Origin of the sequence: Pseudooceanicola aestuarii (assembly GCF_010614805.1) — a bacterium.
In the GTDB taxonomy this organism is placed as follows: domain Bacteria; phylum Pseudomonadota; class Alphaproteobacteria; order Rhodobacterales; family Rhodobacteraceae; genus Pseudooceanicola; species Pseudooceanicola aestuarii.
Window position 1 is genome coordinate 2,417,157 of record NZ_JAAFZC010000001.1, and the last position, 20,358, is coordinate 2,437,514.

Consider the following 20,358-nt stretch of genomic DNA (forward strand, 5'->3'; position numbering starts at 1 on the left):
GCGCGGGGGGGTGCCGGGGCGGTCACGGTCCCCATGGTGCCGCACCGGCTGCGCCCCGAACGTTCAACGCAGTCGCCCTTCTGCCCGTCGCCCGGCCTTGCCTGCAACAACCTCAATGCCTGCGCCAATCCCGATCCGTTTCAGGACGCGTCCCGTTTCAACAAACATTCCTCGGTCTGGGCCACGCCCGCGCTGTCCCGCCCCCAGGGCCTGAGGCAGCAGCCAGCGGGTGGTCGCAACGCCTGAACCAACGCGCAAGCCGCCGCCTATGCTGCGTCAGGCATTCAATCACCAGGCCCGGGCAGGACCCTGTGCCGGGCCGATCCCCCGTGCCAGACAACGCACCGGAAAGTGGCCCGATGCCCTGGCCGGTCAGCTTAACCGGCGGGTCATCAGCATGTAATCGTCACGGGCGGCGAACTTCTGTTTGGCATAGAGCCGTTTCGCCCGCGTGTCGTCGCGCCGCACTTCCAGATGCAAGGCCCGCAGCCCGGCCCCCGCCAGCGCACGGGGCAGGGCGGACAGAACCTCCCCCGCGATGCCCCGGTTTCTTACCCCCGGACGTATGAACAATTCGTCAACGAATCCGTCCATCCCGCCGAATTCGATCGACCAGCCAAAGGTGATGACGATGTAGCCGATGGGCGCGCGGGCCGGGCCGATCAGATAGGCCACCCCCAAGGGAGAGCCGGACAGGATCGGGTCCAGCGCCGCCTGCCGCCCGGCATCGTCCAGATCGATGCCGAATTCCTCGTGAAAGGCGCGGACAAGGGGCAGCAGCGTGTCGAAATCGGCCTCCGAGGCCAGGTGAAGCGCGGTCATGAATGCTCCGGTTGGGCGGGCGTCACAGGCGCGCCAGCCGTTCGGTGAGAAGAGTGAAAAACGCGTCGGCGTCAAGATCGCCCAGAAACAGCGCATTGGCGGGCCGGTCTGTCACGCCCCACCAATCCGCCACGGTCATGCCCATGGTCAGTTCGGATCCGGTTTCGATCATGACATTGACATGGCGACCGGAGAAGATTTCCGGCCGGATCAGATAGGCGGTGACGCAGGGATCGTGCAGGGGCGCGCCGTCGGCGCCGTATTTCTCAAGGTCGAACCGCTCGAAGAAATCCGTCATCTCCGCCACGGCGATGCCGACAGGGGTGCCTAGGGCGCGAAAGGCCTCGTTCCGGGCGGGGGTGACCAGCGCCTTGTGGGTCAGATCCAGCGGCGCCACGACAATCGGCACGCCGGAGCGAAAGACGATATCGGCAGCCTGCGGATCGACGTAGATATTGAATTCGGCGGTTGGGGTGATGTTTCCCACCTCGAAATAGGCGCCGCCCATCAGGACGATTTCCTGAACTTTTTCAACAATATCTGGCGCCCGCTCAAAGGCGGTGGCGATGTTGGTCAGCGGCCCCAGAGGGCACAGCGTGACGGTGCCCGCCGGTTCGGCGCGCAGGGTGTCGATGATGAAATCAACGCCATGTCCGGGCTGCAACGCCATCACCGGGTCGGGCAGTTCCGGGCCATTCAGACCGGTATCGCCATGCACATGTTCGGCGGTGACCAGCGCGCGGCCCATGGGGCGGTCGCAACCGGCAAAGACCCTGATCTCCGGGTGTCCGGCCAGTTCGCAGACGATCCGCGCGTTCTTGGCCGTCAGGGCCAGCGGCACGTTGCCGGCGACGGCGGTGATGCCCAGAACCTCCACCTCTTCCGGGCTGGCAAGGGCCAGCAGGATGGCGACGGCGTCGTCCTGACCGGGATCTGTGTCGATGATGATCCTGCGCGGCATGCTGTCCCTTTCCTTTGGCGGGACGAGAGTGGCGGCGCCCCGGCGCGATGTCCACCGCAAAGGCGCGCATCGGCGGAAAAGCGGCGTGCCGTGCCGCTTGATTTCAGGTCGCGCGCGGGGTCATCTGGACCCAACCCGAGGGAGGAACGACCATGCGCGCCGCCGTGTTGAAGGCCTATAACGAAGATCTGGAGATCCGGGAGGTGCCGCATCCCGATTGCCCGGCCGATGGCGTGGTGCTGAAGGTGCTGGCCTGCGGCGTCTGCCGCAGCGACTGGCATGGCTGGGTCGGCGAACACCCGAAGGTGATGCCGGGCCAGATCGGCGGACACGAATATTGCGGCGAGGTGGTGGAGGCCGGGCCGGCCAGCCGCTGGCAGGTGGGCGACCGGCTGGTCGCGCCGTTCATCCTGTCCTGCGGATCCTGTCCGCAATGCCAGATGGGCGCGCAGAACACCTGTCTGGATCAGCGCGTGCCGGGGTTCACCGAACCGGGCGCCTTTGCCGAATATGTCGCCGTGCCGCGCGATCACAATCTGGCGCGCCTGCCGGAGACCATGTCGCCGGACCTGGCCGCCGGGCTGGGCTGCCGGGTGACGACGGCCTGGCACGCGCTGACGGGACGCGCGGCGCTGCGCGGGGGGGAATGGCTGGCGGTACATGGCACCGGCGGGATCGGCCTGTCCGCCGCCCTTCTGGGCAAGGCGCTGGGTGCGCATGTCGTGGTGGTCGACGTGGTGCAGGAGAAACTGGACCATGCGCTGTCGCTGGGCATCGACGCGGGCGTGAACCCCGATCACGGGCCGGTGGCCGAACAGATCCGCGACCTGACCGGCGGTGGGGCCCATGTCAGTGTCGAGGCGCTGGGGATCGAGGCGACGGTGAATGGCTCCATCGAATGTCTGCGGCCGCTGGGACGGCATGTGCAGGTCGGCATGCCGGTGGGCCATACCGCGCAGATGCAGGTGAACATGTCGGCGGTCTATCTGGGCAATATCGCGCTTTTCGGCACGCGCGGGATGCCTGCGTGGCGCTACCCGTCGCTTCTGGGCTTGATAGAGGCGGGAGCGGTCGATATCTCCCCGCTTATCGCGCGCAGGATCGGGCTGAGTGACACCGGCACCGAACTTGCCGCCTTCAACGGGCCGACGCCACCGGGCGTGGCCGTCATCACCGATTTCACCCGGTAGCAACCGGGAAGGAGCCTGCCCGATGAAAGCCGCCGTCCTTGTCTTTCCCGGATCGAATTGCGACCGGGATCTGAAAGTCGCATTCGAGAAAACGGGCGCCGATGTCACGATGGTCTGGCACAAGGACGCCGCGCTGCCGGATGAGGTGGACATCGTCGGCGTGCCGGGCGGATTCTCCTATGGCGATTACCTGCGCTGCGGAGCGATCGCGGCGAACTCGCCGATCTGTGCCGCGCTGAAGGCGCATGTGGACCGGGGCGGCTATGCGCTGGGGATCTGCAACGGGTTCCAGATCCTGACGGAAACACGGATTCTGCCCGGCGCGCTGCTGCGCAATGCCGGCATCAAATACGTCTGCCGGGACGAGCCGCTGATCGTCGGCACAGCCGACAGCGATTTCACGCGGGGCTACACTGCCGGTCAGGAAGTGCGCATTCCCATCGCCCACCATGACGGCAATTACCGTGTCGATGACGCGACGCGGCAGATGCTGGTGGATGCGGACCGCATCGCCTTTACCTATGCCGACAATCCCAACGGGTCGGCGGGGGACATCGCCGGGGTGCTGAGCGAGAACCGCCGGGTGCTGGGCATGATGCCACATCCCGAACGGGCCTTCGACGATTGCCACACCGGCACCGACGGACGCGCGATGTTCGAGGCGCTGACCCAGGCGCTGGTTGCGGCCTGAGCGCTGCGGGGACGCCCGCGCGGGTTGAGCGCGGCGCGGCCGGGCAGTAGACTTCGCACATGCTGGAAAGCACCGACCCTCGCCCGGCCTCGGGCCGGACCATTTCGTGGCGCGCGCGGCTGGCGCTGGCGCTGTTCGTTCTCATGGCCGTTGCCGTGGTGGCGATCACCAACAATCTGCTGACCTCCCGCTTTACCCAATCGACGCGCAACCGCGCGGAACTGCGGCTGACCCTGTTCGGTGCCAACCTGGTCAGCGAATTGCAGCGCAATTCCATCGTGCCCCAGTTGCTGGCCCGCGACCCGGCGCTGATCGGGGCGCTGAACAGCCAGGATTATTCCCAATCCACCCAGCGGCTGCTGTCCTTTGTCGACGAGATCGGCGCCGCTTCCCTGATGTTGCTGGACACCGACGGGCGCGCCGTGGCCGCTACGGATCGCAACCGGCTGGGCGAACAACACCGCCAAGCACCTTATTTCATTGAGGCGCAGCGCTCTGGCGGGACGGTGTTCACCATGTTGCAACGCGAGGCGGGCGGCTATCGTTTCGCCTATTCGCGCCGCATCGAAAGCCAGTCCAACCTGGTCGGCGTCATCGTGGTGGAGGTCAATCTACAGAAATTCGAACGCGCCTGGGCGGGGATTTCGGACGCGCTGCATGTCACCGACAGCACCGGCAAGATCATCCTGGCCACCGAACCGCGCTGGCGGGGGCTGAACGAACAGATCGCCCTGCAACGCGAACCGCCGACCTCGGCCATCCAGCGGGCCATTCAGGCGACCGCCGACTGGACCGCATTGCCCGCCGATGCCTACCTGGAAGGGGAGGCGGTGATGCGCGTCTCTGCCCGCATTCCGTTTCACGGCTGGTCGATCACAAGCTTCACCACCTATGCCTCGGTCCGCGAAAAGGTGAACGGCGTTCTGGCGCTTGAAATCATGGGGTTTGCCATCCTGCTGGCACTGGCCTTCTACGCGCTCAGCCGCAAGACCGCGTTGCGAATGGCGCTGTTCCAGCGTGAGTCGGCGGAACTTCGCGCGCTGAACACCAGGCTACAGCGGGAAATCGCCGAGCGGGAAAGGATGCAGAAATCCCTTGCCGTGGCCGAGCAGACGCTGGCCCAGTCTTCCAAGCTGGCCGCCCTGGGGGAGATGTCCGCCGCCGTCAGTCACGAGCTGAACCAGCCGCTGGCTGCGATGAAGACCTACCTCGCCGGGGCCTCCCTGCTGCTCCGGCGCAACCGCCCGGACGAGGCGCTGGCCAGCTTTGGCCGGATCGACGACCTGATCGGCCGGATGGGTGCCATCACCCGCCAATTGAAGAGCTACGCGCGCAAGGGCGGGGATCAACTTGCGCCCGTAAACATCAAGGATGCCTTGGTTTCTGCCATTGCGATGATGGAACCGCAGCTGCGTCAGCGCCATGTGCGCATCACCCGCGCGCTGCCCGACAACCCGGTCATGGTACTGGCCGATCAGATGCGTCTGGAGCAGGTGATCATCAACCTGATCCGCAACGCGCTGGACGCCACCCGCAACGTGTCCGACGCCCAGATCGACATCCTTTTGTCGGCTGGCGAAACCGCCACCCTGACGGTGCGCGACAACGGCGATGGCATTCAGGATCTGGAAAGCCTGTTCGAGCCGTTCTACACCACGAAACAGCCCGGAGACGGCGTCGGACTGGGGCTTGCCATCTCTTCTGGTATCGTCGGAGACCTCGGCGGACGGCTCACGGCACGGAACGCAGAGGCGGGTGGGGCTGTTTTCGAGGTACAACTCCCTATCTTGTCCGAAGAGATAGAAGCCGCCGAATAGAAAGCCGGAGCAGAATATATGCAAAAAGCCATGAAAATCGCGATCGTCGACGACGAGCAGGACATGCGTCAATCGATCAGCCAATGGCTGGCCCTGTCCGGGTTCGACACGGAAACCTTCGCCTCCGCCGAAGAGGCGCTGAAGGTTCTGGGCCCCGATTACCCGGGCATCGTGATTTCCGACATCAAGATGCCGGGCATGGATGGCATGGCCTTCCTGCGCAAGATCATGGGGCAGGACAGCACGCTGCCCGTGATCATGATCACCGGCCACGGCGATGTTCCCATGGCGGTCGAGGCGATGCGGCTGGGCGCCTTCGATTTTCTGGAGAAACCGTTCAACCCCGACAAGATGAGCGCCCTGGCGAAAAAGGCGGCCAATGCCCGCCGCCTGACCATGGACAACCGCCAGCTGCGCCGCGAACTCAGCGATGGCGGGCAGATCATGAAGAAACTGATCGGCACCTCCCCGGTGATGGAACGTCTGCGGGAGGATATTCTGGATCTGGGTCAGGCCGACGGGCATGTGCTGATCGACGGGGAAACCGGCACCGGCAAGACGCTGGTGGCCCATGCGCTGCACGCCGTGGGCGCGCGGGCCGGGAAGAAATTCGTCCTCGTTTCCTGCACCGCCCTGGGCGAGGATGCGCTGGCCAAGCGGCTGTTCGGTCCGATGCTGCCCGAAGACAGCCAGCTTCCGGCGGTGGAGGAAGCCCGCAATGGCACACTGGTGCTGGAGGATATCGAGGCGCTGCCAGATGTGCTTCAGGCGCGGCTGCTGAGCGTGATCAACGAGCAGGGCACCCCTGCGGAAACGCGGATCGTGGCGATTTCCAACCTTCAGGAACAGGGCCGCACCTGCGAGGACGTGCTGCGCCCCGACTTGTTCTATCGCCTGGCCGCGCTGCGCATCACCGTGCCGCCCCTGCGCCAGCGGGGGGAGGACATTCTGACCCTTTTCACCCGTCTGTCCGAGCAGTTCTCGGAGGAATACGGCTGTGACACGCCGCAGGTCTCGGCCCAGGAGGCCGCGCAGCTGTTGCAGGCGCCATGGCCCGGCAACGTGCGCCAGCTGATCAACGTGGCCGAACGCGCGGTGCTGCAATCGCGCCGTGGCTCGGGCACCATCGCCTCGCTTCTGATGAGCGATCACGAGGAAATGCAGCCCGTCATGACCACCGAGGGCAAGCCGCTGAAGGAATATGTCGAAGCGTTCGAGCGGATGCTGATCGACAACACGATGCGGCGGCACAAGGGCTCCATCTCCAACGTGATGGAAGAACTCTGCCTGCCGCGCCGCACACTGAACGAGAAGATGGCCAAATACGGGCTGCAACGCGCCGATTACCTGTAGGCGCGCCGCCCGGTCACGAAACGGATCGGACCGCCGGGGTGGGGGCCCCGGCGGTCCGTTTCATACCGGCCCGGGATCGGGCAAGCCGGCATGATGTCAGCGCGCTCAGGCGCCGAATTTCTGCCCCAGATAGGCCAGATAGGCCGACGGATCGCTGGCGCGGGCGCCGATCCCCTCCAGCACCTCGGCGCGGCTGCGGCTGCGGCCATGTTGCCAGACCAGATCGCCCAAAGCCCCGCGCAGGGGGGCGGTGTCCCCGCCTTCCAGCGCGCGGCGGATGCCGGGCTGGCCGGCGTCCAGATGGGCCATGATCTGCGCGGCGGTGATATTGCCGATCGTGTAGGTCGGGAAGGATCCGATATAGCCCGAGGACCAATGCACATCCTGCAGGCAGCCCAGCCCGTCGTCCGGCACCTCCAGCCCCAGATCGTCGCGCATGGCGGCGTTCCAGGCCTCGGGCACATCGGCGACCGACAGGCTGCCATCCATCAGCGCCATTTCGATCCGCACCCGCAGCATGATGTGGAAATCATAGGTCAGCTCGTCCGCCTCCACACGGATCAGCCCCGGCTCCACCCGGTTGACGGCGGCGACGAATTCCGCCTCGCTCACGTCGCGCAGCTGTTCGGGGAAGGTATCCCGCAGCCGCCCGAAGTGATGCGCCCAGAAGGCCGGGGTGCGGCCGACGTGGTTTTCCAGCAGGCGCGACTGGCTTTCGTGCATTCCGAAACTGCTGCCCGCCACGGCATAGAGCCCCACCATGTCCGTTGCATGTGCCCCGCGGGTCAGGGTCGGGTCGGCACCCATCTCGTAGAGCGCATGACCCACCTCGTGGATCGTGCCGAAGATCGACATCGGCAGGTAATTGGGCGCCCAGCGGGAGGTGATGCGCACGTCCTGCCGGGTAAAGCTGATCTCGAACGGATGGACCGCCGTGTCCAGCCGCCCGCGCGTCATGTCATAGCCAAGCGCCTGCGCGGTGTCGCGGCAGAAGACCTGTTGCAGCGCCGGATCGTAATCGCGGTACAGGAAATCCTTGCGCGAGGCAGGGCGGCCCAGGGCGGCATCCAGGATCGGTTTCATCCCGGCGCGCAGCTGATCGAACAGCGTGCCCAGGCTGGCGGCGGTCTCGCCGGGTTCGAAGATCTCGACCATCGGATCATAGGGGTGGCCGTCATGGCCCAAGGCATCCGCGACCTGGCGGGCCAGATCGATCGTTTCCTCCAGATGCGGGCGGAACAGGGCGAAATCGGCGCTGGCGCGCGCCGCGGCCCAGGCCGCACCGGCGATGGCCGATTTCTCCGCCTGGCGGCGCAGCAGGTCGGCGGGAATGCGGGCATGGTGGTTGCGCGCCTCCAGCACCGATTGCGCCGCGCGGCGGGCGCGGTCGTCGGGGGCCTCCGCCAGGGCCACCTGCGCCGCCTCGGCCATGGCGGGATCCAGGATCATCTCCCGCGCCAGCCCTTTCAACGTGGCAATCTGGTGGCCGCGCGTCTCGGCCCCGCCGGCGGGCATCATCACCCGTGCATCCCATTGCAGCGCATTCACCGCGCAAAGCACGTCGTTCAGCCGCGCGACGCGGGTGTCCAGATCGCTCATGCCGCCACCTCCGTCGTGGCAGCATCGCTGCCTGTGCCGCCGTCATGCAGATGGCAGGCCACCGTGCGCGCCGTCGCGCCGGGGGCCTTCAGCACCGGCACCTCCACCTTGCAGCGCGGCCCGGCAAAGGGACAGCGCGGGTGAAAGGCGCAGCCGCCGGGCGGATTGATGGGCGAGGGGATTTCCCCCTTGATCGGGTGGAAACTGGCCCGGCCCGTGCCCAGCGTCGGGACGGAGGCAAAAAGCGCGCGGGTATAGGGGTGCAACGGTTCCTGATAGAGCGCTGCGGCATCGGCCAGTTCCACGACCCGGCCCAGATACATGATCGCCACCCGGTCGCAGACATGGCGCACCACCGACAGATCATGCGAGATGAACAATGCCGTCAGATCAAGATCGCGCCGCAAGTCCATGAAAAGGTTCAGAACCTGCGCCTGAATGGACACGTCGAGAGAGGCGACAGCCTCATCCAGGACCAGCAGTTCCGGTTCCATGGCAAGCGCACGGGCGATGGCGATCCGCTGGCGTTGCCCGCCGGAGAACTGGTGCGGCAGCCGGTTGGCATAGGCGCCTTCCAGACCGACCTGTTCCAGCAAGGCGGATACACGGGCCTGCGCCTCGCCTGCGGGGGTGATATGGTGCAGGCGCGGGCCTTCGGCGATCGTCTCGCCCACCTTCATGCGGGGGTTCAGACTGGCAAAGGGATCCTGATGGATCATCTGCACGCGGGTCGTCAGCTTTTCGACATTGCCGTCCGGGCCACGCGCCACCGGCTTGCCGTCCAGGGTGACGCTGCCCGCCGTGGGGGCATAGATCCCCGAGACGATGCGCCCCAGGGTGGACTTGCCGCAGCCGGATTCACCGACCACGCCCAGCACCTCCCGCCGGGGGACGGTCAGGCTGACATCGGTCAGCGCATGCACCGTGACCTGGCTGTCCCGCCCGGTGATCCGGTCCAGCGCACGGGTCAGCAGGCCAGGCGCCCGGCTGAACCGTTTGGAGACATTGTCGATCCGCAGCAGCGGGGACTGCGCATCGGCGGGGGCTGCGGTCTTGGAAGGGGTGGCGGTCATGAGGCCTCCAGCGGGTGATGGCACAGAAGGTCGCTGTCTCCCCGGCTGACGCGCGGCGGCGGGGTGGCGCAGACCTCGGTCGCGCGGGGGCAGCGGGGACGGAAGGGGCAGCCCGAGGGCAGGTTCGACAGCTGCGGCGTCGATCCGGGGATCTGCGGCAGTTTCCCGCCCGGTTCATGCAGGCTGGGCACGCTGTCGATCAGCCCCTTGGTATAGGGATGGCGGGGCGCGGCGATGATCGCCTCCGCCGGGCCGCTTTCGACGATGCGCCCGGCATACATGACGCTGATGTCATCGGCGAGGGAGGACACGACGGCCAGATCGTGACTGACCCAGACGATGGCGGTGCCGGTCTCGTCGGCCAGGCGCCGCACCTCGGCCAGGATCTGGCCCTGGATGGACACGTCCAGCGCCGTCGTCGGCTCATCCGCGATGATCACCGCCGGGCGGTGCAACAGGGCGGTGGCGATGGCCACGCGCTGGCGCATGCCGCCGGACAGCTGATGCGGATAGGCGCGCAGCCGTTCCGCCGGGGCGGGGATGCCCACCGTTTCCAGCGCCTGACGGGCGCGGTCCCAGGCGGCGGCCTTGCTCATCTTCTCGTGCACACGCACGGCCATGGCCATCTGGTCGCCGACGCGCAGCACCGGGTTCAGGGTCATCATCGGATCCTGGAACACCATGGCCACCCGCGATCCGCGCATCCGGCGCATCGCCTCGGCGGGCAGGGTGCGGAGGTCGGTGCCATCCACCAGCACCTGCCCTCCGGTGACGCGGCCCGGTTCCTCGATCAGGCCCAGGATGGAAAAGCCGGTGACGCTTTTGCCCGATCCGCTTTCGCCCACAAGGCCCATGATGCGCCCCGCCTCAACGGAGAAGGACACATCGTTCACCGCCGTTACCATGCCGCCACGGGTTTCGAACCGGGTGGTCAGGCCCCGGACGTCCAGCGCGACGCTCATCGGGCGTGCCTCGGGTCCAGAACGTGGCGGACCTGATCGCCTACCAGATTGATGGCAACGACAGTGATCATCAGGAAAATCCCCGGATAGATGGACAGCCAGTAGCGATCCGAATGGATGTATTTGAACCCGTTTGAGATCAGCGATCCCAGCGACGGTTCGGTCAGTGGCAGGCCCACGCCCAGAAAAGACAGCGTCGCCTCCAGCGCGATGGCACTGGCGACCTGCACGGTGGCCACGACGATCAGCGGCGGCATCACGTTGGGCAGCAGGTGGCGGAACAGCACCCGGCGCGTCGGCAGGGGGGTAGAGCGCGCCGCCTCGATATAATCCTTGCCGCGTTCGACGGTGGCGGCGCCATGGGTGGTACGGGCGAAATAGGCATATTGCGCCACCACCAGCGCCAGGATGATCTGGCTGACCCCCTGACCCAGCATCGCCACCAGCACCAGCGCCAGCAGGATGGCGGGCATCGACAGTTGCAGATCCACGATCCGCATCAGCAGCGCTTCTACCCGGCCGCCGAAATAGGCAGCCGTCAGGCCGACGCAGATGCCCACCATCAGCGCGCAGGCCCCGGCCGACAGGCCGATGATGAAACTGGTGCGCAGCCCGTAGAAAATCGCCGACAGCATGTCGCGCCCGGCATTGTCGGTGCCCAGCCAGTGGACATAGCCGCCTGACCCTTCGGTGCCGGGCCGCAGGAAGGCGTCCAGCCAGTCCAGCGCCGCCATGTCATAGGGATCCTGCGGCGACACCAGCGCGGCGCCGAAGGAGACGAACAGCAGCAGCCCGATCACGATCAGCGAGGCGACGGCCACCGGGGAGCGGCGGTAATCGGACCAGAAGTTGCGCAGCCGCTGCGCGCGGGTGTCAACGGGCGGGGCGGAGGGCAGGGCCAGCGTGATGCCGTCCTGCGGTTCGGTGGTCGGTGCCGTCCCGGTCATCAGGCGCCCCCTTTCAGACGAACCCGGGGGTCAAGCCGGGCATAGATCAGATCGACCGTCAGGTTGATCAGCACGAAGAGCACAACCACCAGAATCAGGTAGGTAACCATGACGGGCCGGTCGAGTTGCAGGATGGAATCGATGATCAGCTTGCCCACGCCGGGCCAGGTGAACACGCTTTCGGTCACCACCGCGAAGGCCAGGGTGGAGCCGAGCTCCAGCCCGAAGACGGTGACGATGGGAATGGAGATGTTGCGCAGCACGTGCTGGCGGATGATCTGCCCGTCGGGCAGGCCCTGGGCTCGGGCGAATTTCACGTAATCGGTCTGCATCGCCTCCACCATTCCGGCGCGGGTCAGCCGGATCAGAAGCCCCATCTTGAACAGCGACAGGTTCAGGGCGGGCATGATCACATGGCTCCAGCCATCGGCGGAGAACAGCGAACTTTCGATCCCGAGGAAGGAGGCCACATCGCCGCGCCCGCCGGAGGGCAACCAGCCCAGGTTCACGGCGAACAGCATGATCAGCAGCATCCCGATCCAGAAGGTCGGCACCGAAAAGCCCAGCACCGACAGCGCCATGATCGCCCGCGCCGCCGCGCTGTCGGGGCGGTAGCCTGCGTAGAGACCGGCGGGAATGCCGACGAAGGTGGCGATGCAGACGGAGACAAAGACCAGTTCCAGCGTCGCGGGCAGGCGGGAGAAAACCAGATCCACCACGGGAATGTTATACACCATGGAGGTGCCAAGATCGCCCTGTGCCACATTGGTCAGGAAGGTGAAATATTGGCGCCAAAGCGGTTGATCCAGCCCGTATTGGGCGATCAGCTTGGCGCGGATTTCCTGGGTCGCACCGGGGTCGATCAGCACGTCGATCGGGTTGCCGATGGCATAGACGCCGACGAAGACGATGATCGACATGGCGAAAACGACGGCGACGGCCTGGATCAGCCGTCTGACAAGATATCCGAACATGGAATCCTCGTTCTTGTGCTGCGGCGGGACGCATGGCGGCGACACCTGCCGGGGCGGGGGGTGGTGCGCGCCCCGAAGGGCACGCACCGGGACGGGTCACTCCGCCGGAGTGATCGCGTAGGCGCGGGTTTCCTGGTCGACACGCGGGGTGAACTCCAGCGTGCCGGCCTCCGCCGCCCAAACGGTTTGCAGGATCACCGTGGGGATCAGCGCGCGGTCTTCCATCGCGATGAAGGACGCTTCTTCGTACAGTTTCTTGCGCGCATCGGGGCCGAGGGTCTGGGCGCCCTTGTTGAAGACCTCGTCGAATTCCGGGTTGGAATACATCGTGCGGTTGAAGTTGCCAAAGCCCTTTTCCTCGTCCGGGGTGTGCACCAGCGCACCGTAGGTATAGGCGGCCTCCCCCGTCAGGGTGCCCCAGGCGGACATGGCCATGGTGTATTCCTTGCGCGCGGCGGCGGGGAAGAAGACCGTGCCGTTCAGCGCCTGGGCGTTCACCGTCAGCCCCAGCCGGGACCACATCTGCGCCAGCGCCTCGCAGACCACGGCATCGCCGGGCACGCGGTTGTTGGTGCAGGTGAAGTCGATTTCGAACCCGTCGGGATAGCCTGCGTCGGCCAGCAATTCCTTGGCCTGCGCGATGTCGTATTCGCGGGTCGGCAGCTCTGTGGAATAGCCGAAGAACCCTTCGGGCATCAGCTGGTTGGCCGGGGTGCCCAGCCCTTCGAGGACGATATTGACCAGCACGTCGCGGTTGATCGCCAGGTCCAGCGCCTTGCGGACGCGCAGATCCTGAAGCGGGTTGCCGTCCACCGGCTCGCCATCAATGGTGATCGGCTGCGGTTCTTCGTCGACGACAGAGGGCTGGACGTTCAGGATATAGACGGAATCGGAGACAAAGGTCTCCATGTCGCTGTCGCCCTTGATCGCCAGGTAGTCGGAGGCGGGGACATAGTTGATCAGGTCCACCTCTCCCGAGCGCAGGGCCGCCACGCGGGCCGCGTCATCGGGGATCTCGCGGCGGGTGACGTTTTCCCAGACCGGCGCGTCGCCCCAATAGCCGTCAAAGCGGGTCAGCTCCATGTCGCCCTTGGGTTGCCAGGACACCAGCTTGTAGGGCCCGGTGCCGATGGCCTTGTCGCCCGAGTTGAATTCCTCGTTCCCGGCTTCCATGCCGGTTTCGGAGGGCACCACGAACAGGCGGGTGAAGTCGTTGGGCAGGGCGGGGGCGATACCCTTGGTGTGCACGCGTAGGGTGTAATCGTCCACCACTTCGACGCTGTCCACGTATTTGGTGTACAGGGTCATCGACATCGGGCCGGTCACTTCGGGGATCCGCTCGATGGAGAACTTGGCGTCTTCGGCGGTGAAGTCGGTGCCGTCGTGGAATTTCACCCCTTCGCGCAGTTTGAAATCCCAGGTGGTGTCGTCGATGGCTTCCCAGGAGACGGCCAGTCCGGGTTGCAGCTGCAACTTGTCATCCACGTCGATCAGCGTGTCGTAGACATGGCGCAGGGCGTCGGCCTGACTGCCCAGGGTGGACCAATGCGGATCCATGGAATCGGGACCGGCGCGCAGGCCGATGACCAGATCCTCAGCAAAGACCTGCGGCGCGGCGGCCAGCAGGGCGATGGCGGCAACGGCCGTCTTCAACGTGGTGCGAGACATGAACAAGAACTCCCCTGTGTGTTACATTGTCCTGAAACAGTACGAGGTGTTTTTTGAAGCGGTCAAGAAATTTGTGACAGTTTGGCGATACAAAATATGCGGCATTCCAATTATTCGACAAAAAAAATTACACTTGGCAGCTCAAGTGTTTTCCTACATTGTAACGATATGAGTAGAGAACAGGCAGAGTTAGAGCGGGCCATGGACCGAATCGCCCAGGCGATTGATCGGGGATCTTCGGTATCCTTGTCGGTGCAGCTGCGCGGCGCACTTGAATTCGGCATCGCCTCAGGGGAGCTTCCCGCCGGGGCGCGGCTGCCTTCGGTGCGGGCGATGGCGGGGCGGCTGGCGATCTCGCCGGTGACGGTCAGCAATGTCTACGCGATCCTTCAGGAGGCCGGGCATATCGTGGGTCGCGTCGGGTCGGGGACCTTTGTGAACTCCGCTGCGCCGATCCCGCCCGCCGCCAAGATGCGGGAGCTGGAACAGCGCATCGCCGAACTGGTTGATCTGGGTCGCGAATGCGGGCTGGCGCCGGCGGAGCTGGCCATGCGTCTGACCGCCGCCCCGGCCCGGCGCCGGCGCCGGGTGCGCATTCTGATGCTGGGCAATTTCGATGACGCGACAGAGGCTTATGCCGACGCGATCCGCCCGCACCTGCCCGACGGGGACACCGTGACCGCCGCCACCATGGGCGAGATCGACGCCATCGGGCCGCAGGATCACGATCTGATCGTGGCGCCCCGGACCCTGTTGCAGGCCGCGCGCGAATATTTCCCGGATACGCCGCAGGTCGGCCTGACCCTGATCCCGAACGAGGCGACGCGTGTCGCCCTTGCCTCCATCCCGCCGGAGGCCAAGGTCGCGGGCTATTCCTATTTCCCCGGTTTCGTCACCATCATGAAGGCCGGTATCCGACGGTTTGCGCCCCATGTGCCCGATCTGACCATGGTCGTGCGGGGAGAGGCGGACAGCGATCTGAACGTCTCGGGCGCGGATGTGCTGATCTATGCCACCGGCGCGGAATACCTGCGCGACGGGCTGCGCGCCGACCAGTCCGCCTTTGAATACCGTCATACGCCCGACACCGATTCGGTGCGGCGCGAATTGCTGCCCGCGGTTGAGGCCGCGCGGCTGTTGATCGACAAGCAAAAGGAACCCGCAACGTGAGGATCACCGACAGCAACTGGTTCGAGGTCGAAGACTACCTGAAAACGGATGACCGCTGTGTTCTGCCGCTGGGCAGTACCGAACAGCATGCCTACCTCAGCCTTTCAGTGGATTCGATCCTGTCGGAGAAGGTCGCATCGGATGCAGCCGAACCGCTGGGCGTGCCGGTGTTTCCGGCGGTGGCCTATGGGTTGACCCCATATTTCATGGGCTTTCCCGGTTCCGTCTCACTGAAGTTGGCGACCTATGCGGCGCTGCTGCGCGATATTCTGGACAGCCTCTATGCAACCGGGTTCCGCCGCGTGCTGATCGTCAACGGCCATGGCGGGAACAGTCCGGTGCAGCCCGTCACGATGGAATGGATGGAGTCCAATGCCGGTGCCCGCTGCCGGTTCCACGATTGGTGGCGCGCGCCGAAGACATGGGCCTGCGTGCAGGAGATCGACCCGGTCGCCTCTCATGCCAGCTGGATGGAGAACTTTCCCTGGACGCGTCTGCCGGGCCGGGAGCTGCCGCAGGAAAAGAAGCCCTTTGTCCCCTTCGACAAGCTGCGCGACCGCAACGCCGCCGGGGTGCGCGCCCTGATCGGGGACGGCAATTACGGCGGCCATTACCAGCGGCCCGACGCCGATACCGATCGGCTGTGGTCCGTCGCGGTCGAGGAGACCCGCGCCCAGCTGGAAGGCGATTGGGCATGACGGCGGCCAACGCAGCCGCAGCGCCGGGCACGGCGGACAGCCCCATCCTGATCTGGGGCGCCGGGGCCATCGGCGGCATTCTGGGCGCGGCGTTCCAGCGTGCGGGCCACGTGGTGCATATGGTGGATATCGTGGCCGATCACGTCGCCGCGATGCGCACCACCGGCCTGCGGATCGAGGGTCCGGTGGACGAGATGACAGAGGTTCTGCCGTCATTCACCCCCGAGGAAGTGACCGGCACCTACGATTGCATCATTCTGGCGGTGAAGGCGCATCACACGCCCGAGGCGCTGGAGATGCTGATGCCGCATCTGGCGCCGGACGGGTTCGTCGTCTCTGCGCAGAACGGGTTGAACGAACGGGTGATCGCGGATCGTATCGGCGCCGACCGCACGTTGGGCTGCTTTGTCAATTTCGGCGCCGACTGGCTGGAGCCGGGGCGGATTCTCTACGGCAACCGCGCCGCCGTCGCCATCGGAGAGCTGGACGGCCAGATCACCGACCGCGCCCGTCACATCCATGCGCTGTTTTCCATCGTGGAACCGGATGCGGCGCTGACGGACAATATCTGGGGCTACCTCTGGGGCAAGATGGGCTATGGCGCGCTGCTGTTCTGCACCGCCCTGACCCCTGACAGCATGTCCGACGCGATGGAGCGGCCAGACCATCGTCCGGCCTATGTCAAGCTGGGGCAGGAGGTCATGCGGCTGGCCGATGCCGAAGGGGTCGCGCCGCTGGGGTTCAACGGCTTCGATCCGGTGGCCTTTCGTACCGGCGACATGGCCGGGATCACCCGCGCCATGGACAGGATGATTGCCCATAACCGCAAGACCGCGAAAACCCATTCCGGCATCTGGCGTGACCTTGCGGTGCGCAAGCGCCGGACCGAGGTGGACGCCCAGATCGGCGTGATGGTCACGCTGGGACAGGCGCGCGGGCTGGATGTGCGGGCGCTGGCGCGGATGGTCGATCTGATCCACGACATCGAAGAAGGCCGACGCCCGCAGTCGGTTGATGTGGTGCATGAGCTTTTGCCGATATGCAGCTGAATTTCGACGGAAAAACCGCAATTGTCACTGGTGCGGCCCAAGGCATCGGCGCGGCCATCGCACGGCGGCTTGCCGCCTCGGGCGCGCAGGTGGCAGCGGTGGATATCGACGCGGCCGGGATGGAGCCGCTGGGTGCGGAGGGCATGACCCTGCACCCCGCCGACCTGGGCAGCCGCGACGGCGCGCAGGCCGCCATCGCCGATGTCATCGCGACCCATGGCCGGGCCGACATCCTGGTCACATCGGCCGGCGGGGTCCGCGGCCAGACGGGCCGCCCGTTGGAGGAAATCGACGAAGCCGGTTGGCAGGCGATCTTCCAGGCCAATGTCGATGCCGCCATGTGGTGCGCACAGGCGGTGGCGCCGGGGATGCGCGACCGGGGGGCGGGGCGGATTGTCACCATCTCCTCCGGCGCGGGGCTGCGGCCTTCGCTGACCGGGATACAAGCCTACGCGGCGGCCAAGCACGCGCTGGTCGGACTGACCCGGCAACTGGCGCTGGAACTGGGACCGGCGGGGATCACGGTGAATTCCGTGGCGCCGGGCTTCGTGCTGTCGAACCCCTCCACCGAACGGCAATGGCAGGCGTTCGGGGCCGCGAAACAGCAATCTGTCCTGAACGGCATTCATATGCGCCGGCTCGGGCGGGCCGACGATATCGCCGATGCGGTGGCCTTTCTGGCCTCCGACCAGGCGGAATGGATCAGCGGGCAGATCCTGTCCGTGGACGGGGGGCATGCGTGATGGATGTGACGGGCAAGCCGCATGAATGGGATGAAAAGACGTGGCGCGGGCTGGTGGGCCAGGTGCGCGCCGGGCGCAATCTGCTGCCTGACCGCTGGCCGGGAGGTGCGCGCTGTGCCGTGGCGCTGAGCTTTGACAGCGATCACGAGACGAATGAACTGCGCGACGGCGGCGCCTCCATCGGGCGGCTCAGCTGGGGGGAATACGGCGCCCGGCGTGGCATCCCGCGTATCCGTCGCGTGCTGGACCGCCATGGGGTCAAGGCCAGTTTCTTTGTCCCCGCCGTTGCCGCCCTGTTGCATCCCGAGGAACAGCGCAGCCTGGCGGAGCAGGGCCACGAGATCGCCCTGCACGGCTGGATCCACGAGCGCAACACCGACGTCCCGCCCCAGGCGGAGCGGGAGCTGATGCTGCGCGCCGCCGATGTGCTGGAAAACATCACCGGCCAGCGCCCTGTGGGGATGCGTACCCCGTCCTGGGATTATTCGCCCGCCACGCTGAAGATCGCGCGAGAGCTGGGGCTGGAATACGACAGCTCGCTGTTCGCCGACGACGATCCCTACGAGATTCTGGATGCGGGCGAGGAAACGGGCATCGTGGAATTGCCGGTGGAATGGATCCGCGACGATGCGGTCTATTTCATGATGAACCGCTTTGGCGCGCAGCGGCCCTATACGGCGCCGACCGATGTGCTGGACATTTTCCGCCGTGAATTCGATGGTGCCCGGAACGAGGGCGGGCTTTTCCTGCTGACGATGCATCCGCATATCACGGGCTACCGGTCCCGCATCTTCATCCTGGACGAATTGCTGGATCACATCCGCTCCACCGGCGATTGCTGGATCGCCACCCATGCAGAGATCGCCCGCTACTGCGCCGAACAGGCCGGGCTGAAAGGACGCACATGACCACCTATTCCCTTGCCATCCACGGCGGCGCCGGCACCATTCTGAAGTCGAAGATGACCGACGCACAGGAGGCCGAATACCATGCCGGTCTGGCCCGCGCGCTGGAGGCGGGCGAGGCGGTGCTGCGTCAGGGCGGCACGGCCATGGATGCGGTGACAGCGGCGGTCTGCCAGCTGGAGGACGAACCGCTGTTCAACGCCGGGCGCGGCGCGGTCTTCACCACCGAAGGACAGCAGGAGATGGACGCCTGCATCATGGACGGCCGGGACCGCGCCACCGGCGCCGTGGCGGGGATCTTCGGGCCGAAAAACCCGATCCGCGCCGCGCGTGCCGTGATGGAGACGACCTCGCATGTCTGTCTGATCGGTCCCAACGCATTGGAAATCGCGCGGGCGGCCGGGCTGGATTTCTGCGATCCCGACTACTTCTTCACCCAATCCCGCTGGGACGCCTTGCAGCAGACGCTGGAGATGCGCGCCCGTGGCGAGGAAAGCGACGATCCCGCCCGCCGGCACGGCACTGTCGGCGCGGTGGCGCGCGACCGCGACGGCAACCTGGCCGCCGCGACATCCACCGGGGGGATGACGGCGAAACTGCCGGGCCGGGTGGGCGATACGCCGATGCCCGGCGCGGGCACCTTTGCCGACAATGCGACCTGCGCGGTCTCCGGTACGGGCCATGGCGAGGTGTTCATCAAGTACACCGCCGGGGCGGAAATCGCCGCGCGGATGCGCCATGCGGGGCAAAGCCTGGCAGAGGCGGCCGATCACGTCGTGATGCGCGACCTGGGTGCGCATGACGGCTCGGGCGGGGTGATTGCGGTGGATGGCGACGGCACGCTGGTGCTGCCGTTCAATTGCGAGGGCATGTACCGTGCCCATGTCCGCGAAGGTTCGGACCCGGTGACGGCGATCTACCGCGACTGAGGGCGGGGCCGGGGGGCCTGCGATGCGGCGACGTCGGCGCGCTGCCCCCCTTTTATCAGCCTGGGCGCGGCAAACACCCCGGCGCAGTTTCGGAACAGACCGGCGGGCGCGCTGGTTGCCGTGCAGCTGCCGGGGGCCATTATGGCAAGGGCCGCTGTCGCGGGGCATCTGGTGACGGTTTGGCCGTGACGTTTGGCCTGCGACGACTGGCTTGCGACGATTGGCCTGCGATGCATTCCCTGTGACAGGGCCGTCAGGCCGATCAGGACAGACGGGCGAAGGCCGGGCCGCTGATCAGTGCCGCCAAGGCCGCCTGCTGCGCGACCACCATCATGGTGCCTTCTGCGGGTGCGGAGGTATCGACGAAGACTTCGCCGTCCGCGGTGATGTAGCCGTCCAGGATCAGGTCGTTGCGCGGGGTGGCGGTGAATTCGCGGGTGCGGAAGCTGCGGGTCATGTCGAAATCCTCTTGCTCTGGTCGGGCGTTCAGGGTGCCGTCCGGCGCTGTCTGCGCCGTCGGGATCTTTATCGCAGACCGGTCATCGCATTGCGCACGGACAAGGGGAGAGCGGGACATCCCGAAGGGATAGGTCGGATCATATCGGGAGGGGGCGCCCTATGTGAACGGAGCGGACAGGCCGGATTCTTGCCGAAAATTCGCCATGTTTTCGACATGTTATGCGGCAGCGGGCGCGGTGCCGGGCGCGATTTCAGGCGCAGCGGCGGGGCAGGTGCCCGCCGTCCGGCCATGGTGAATCGCCTCCCGGTTTGTCCCGACCCCGTTCGCGACCCCGCCGCCGATCCCGA

Annotated in this window: 19 protein-coding genes; 10 read left to right on the forward strand and 9 right to left on the reverse strand. The window is 66.1% G+C overall.

All coding sequences use genetic code 11. The annotated features are described in order from the left end of the window. Positions 1 to 372 precede the first annotated feature (372 nt). The gene (locus tag G5A46_RS11505; protein ID WP_163849524.1) at positions 373 to 822 is read right to left on the reverse strand and encodes a GNAT family N-acetyltransferase; all 450 of its coding nucleotides are present in this window, start codon (positions 820 to 822) and stop codon (positions 373 to 375) included. A gap of 22 nt (positions 823 to 844) precedes the next feature. Then, complete coding sequence (locus G5A46_RS11510) at positions 845 to 1,783, reverse strand: nucleoside hydrolase (protein ID WP_163849525.1); 939 nt, start codon at positions 1,781 to 1,783, stop codon at positions 845 to 847. 152 nt (positions 1,784 to 1,935) lie between these two features. Here G5A46_RS11510 and G5A46_RS11515 point away from each other — a divergent pair, with 152 nt between their 5' ends. Genes G5A46_RS11515 through G5A46_RS11530 form a run of 4 tightly spaced genes read left to right on the forward strand, consistent with a single transcriptional unit; the run spans position 1,936 to position 6,834 of the window. Further along, positions 1,936 to 2,973: a zinc-binding dehydrogenase gene (locus G5A46_RS11515; RefSeq protein ID WP_163849526.1), complete on the forward strand. Its 1,038-nt coding sequence runs from the start codon at positions 1,936 to 1,938 to the stop codon at positions 2,971 to 2,973. 22 nt (positions 2,974 to 2,995) lie between these two features. Continuing rightward, positions 2,996 to 3,664 (forward strand): phosphoribosylformylglycinamidine synthase subunit PurQ, encoded by a 669-nt coding sequence (gene purQ, locus G5A46_RS11520; RefSeq protein WP_163849527.1) that lies wholly within the window; start codon positions 2,996 to 2,998, stop codon positions 3,662 to 3,664. A gap of 59 nt (positions 3,665 to 3,723) precedes the next feature. Continuing rightward, on the forward strand, positions 3,724 to 5,481 hold the full coding sequence (locus tag G5A46_RS11525; RefSeq protein WP_163849528.1) for a sensor histidine kinase: 1,758 nt from the start codon (positions 3,724 to 3,726) through the stop codon (positions 5,479 to 5,481). An 18-nt stretch (positions 5,482 to 5,499) separates the two neighbouring features. After that, entirely contained in the window at positions 5,500 to 6,834 is a 1,335-nt protein-coding gene (locus tag G5A46_RS11530; RefSeq protein ID WP_163849529.1) for a sigma-54-dependent transcriptional regulator, read from the forward strand. Positions 6,835 to 6,939: 105 nt separating this feature from the next. Here the strand turns inward: G5A46_RS11530 and G5A46_RS11535 are convergent, their stop codons facing one another. The 6 genes from G5A46_RS11535 to G5A46_RS11560 all read right to left on the reverse strand — a co-directional run bounded on the left by G5A46_RS11535 (position 6,940) and on the right by G5A46_RS11560 (position 14,057). After that, the gene (locus G5A46_RS11535; RefSeq protein WP_163849530.1) at positions 6,940 to 8,433 is read right to left on the reverse strand and encodes a carboxypeptidase M32; all 1,494 of its coding nucleotides are present in this window, start codon (positions 8,431 to 8,433) and stop codon (positions 6,940 to 6,942) included. After that, positions 8,430 to 9,506, reverse strand: a complete 1,077-nt coding sequence (locus tag G5A46_RS11540) for an ABC transporter ATP-binding protein (protein ID WP_163849531.1) — start codon at positions 9,504 to 9,506, stop codon at positions 8,430 to 8,432. The genes G5A46_RS11535 and G5A46_RS11540 overlap by 4 nt, the downstream gene beginning before the upstream one ends. Then, positions 9,503 to 10,468, reverse strand: coding sequence for an ABC transporter ATP-binding protein (locus tag G5A46_RS11545; RefSeq protein ID WP_163849532.1), 966 nt, complete (start codon positions 10,466 to 10,468; stop codon positions 9,503 to 9,505). The genes G5A46_RS11540 and G5A46_RS11545 overlap by 4 nt, the downstream gene beginning before the upstream one ends. Beyond that, positions 10,465 to 11,415 (reverse strand): ABC transporter permease, encoded by a 951-nt coding sequence (locus G5A46_RS11550; protein WP_163849533.1) that lies wholly within the window; start codon positions 11,413 to 11,415, stop codon positions 10,465 to 10,467. Before G5A46_RS11550 ends, G5A46_RS11545 begins: the two co-directional genes overlap by 4 nt. Then, positions 11,415 to 12,389, reverse strand: coding sequence for an ABC transporter permease (locus tag G5A46_RS11555; RefSeq protein ID WP_163849534.1), 975 nt, complete (start codon positions 12,387 to 12,389; stop codon positions 11,415 to 11,417). Before G5A46_RS11555 ends, G5A46_RS11550 begins: the two co-directional genes overlap by 1 nt. A 96-nt stretch (positions 12,390 to 12,485) precedes the next feature. After that, positions 12,486 to 14,057, reverse strand: a complete 1,572-nt coding sequence (locus G5A46_RS11560) for an ABC transporter substrate-binding protein (protein ID WP_163849535.1) — start codon at positions 14,055 to 14,057, stop codon at positions 12,486 to 12,488. 201 nt (positions 14,058 to 14,258) lie between these two features. Between G5A46_RS11560 and G5A46_RS11565 the strand changes: the two genes are divergently transcribed. The 6 genes from G5A46_RS11565 to G5A46_RS11590 are packed head-to-tail and all read left to right on the forward strand — an operon-like array spanning position 14,259 to position 19,551. Then, positions 14,259 to 15,227, forward strand: a complete 969-nt coding sequence (locus G5A46_RS11565) for a GntR family transcriptional regulator (protein WP_239520780.1) — start codon at positions 14,259 to 14,261, stop codon at positions 15,225 to 15,227. Then, entirely contained in the window at positions 15,224 to 15,925 is a 702-nt protein-coding gene (locus G5A46_RS11570) for a creatininase family protein (protein WP_163849537.1), read from the forward strand. The genes G5A46_RS11565 and G5A46_RS11570 overlap by 4 nt, the downstream gene beginning before the upstream one ends. Next, positions 15,922 to 16,974: a ketopantoate reductase family protein gene (locus G5A46_RS11575; protein ID WP_163849538.1), complete on the forward strand. Its 1,053-nt coding sequence runs from the start codon at positions 15,922 to 15,924 to the stop codon at positions 16,972 to 16,974. Before G5A46_RS11570 ends, G5A46_RS11575 begins: the two co-directional genes overlap by 4 nt. Then, complete coding sequence (locus tag G5A46_RS11580; RefSeq protein WP_163849539.1) at positions 16,965 to 17,717, forward strand: SDR family NAD(P)-dependent oxidoreductase; 753 nt, start codon at positions 16,965 to 16,967, stop codon at positions 17,715 to 17,717. The genes G5A46_RS11575 and G5A46_RS11580 overlap by 10 nt, the downstream gene beginning before the upstream one ends. Then, entirely contained in the window at positions 17,717 to 18,625 is a 909-nt protein-coding gene (locus tag G5A46_RS11585) for a polysaccharide deacetylase family protein (RefSeq protein ID WP_163849998.1), read from the forward strand. The genes G5A46_RS11580 and G5A46_RS11585 overlap by 1 nt, the downstream gene beginning before the upstream one ends. Further along, a complete protein-coding gene (locus tag G5A46_RS11590; protein ID WP_163849540.1) occupies positions 18,622 to 19,551 on the forward strand; it encodes an isoaspartyl peptidase/L-asparaginase family protein in 930 nt (309 codons plus the stop codon). Before G5A46_RS11585 ends, G5A46_RS11590 begins: the two co-directional genes overlap by 4 nt. A 262-nt stretch (positions 19,552 to 19,813) precedes the next feature. Here G5A46_RS11590 and G5A46_RS11595 read toward each other — a convergent pair whose 3' ends face one another. After that, positions 19,814 to 20,008, reverse strand: coding sequence for a hypothetical protein (locus G5A46_RS11595; protein ID WP_163849541.1), 195 nt, complete (start codon positions 20,006 to 20,008; stop codon positions 19,814 to 19,816). Positions 20,009 to 20,358: the final 350 nt, after the last annotated feature.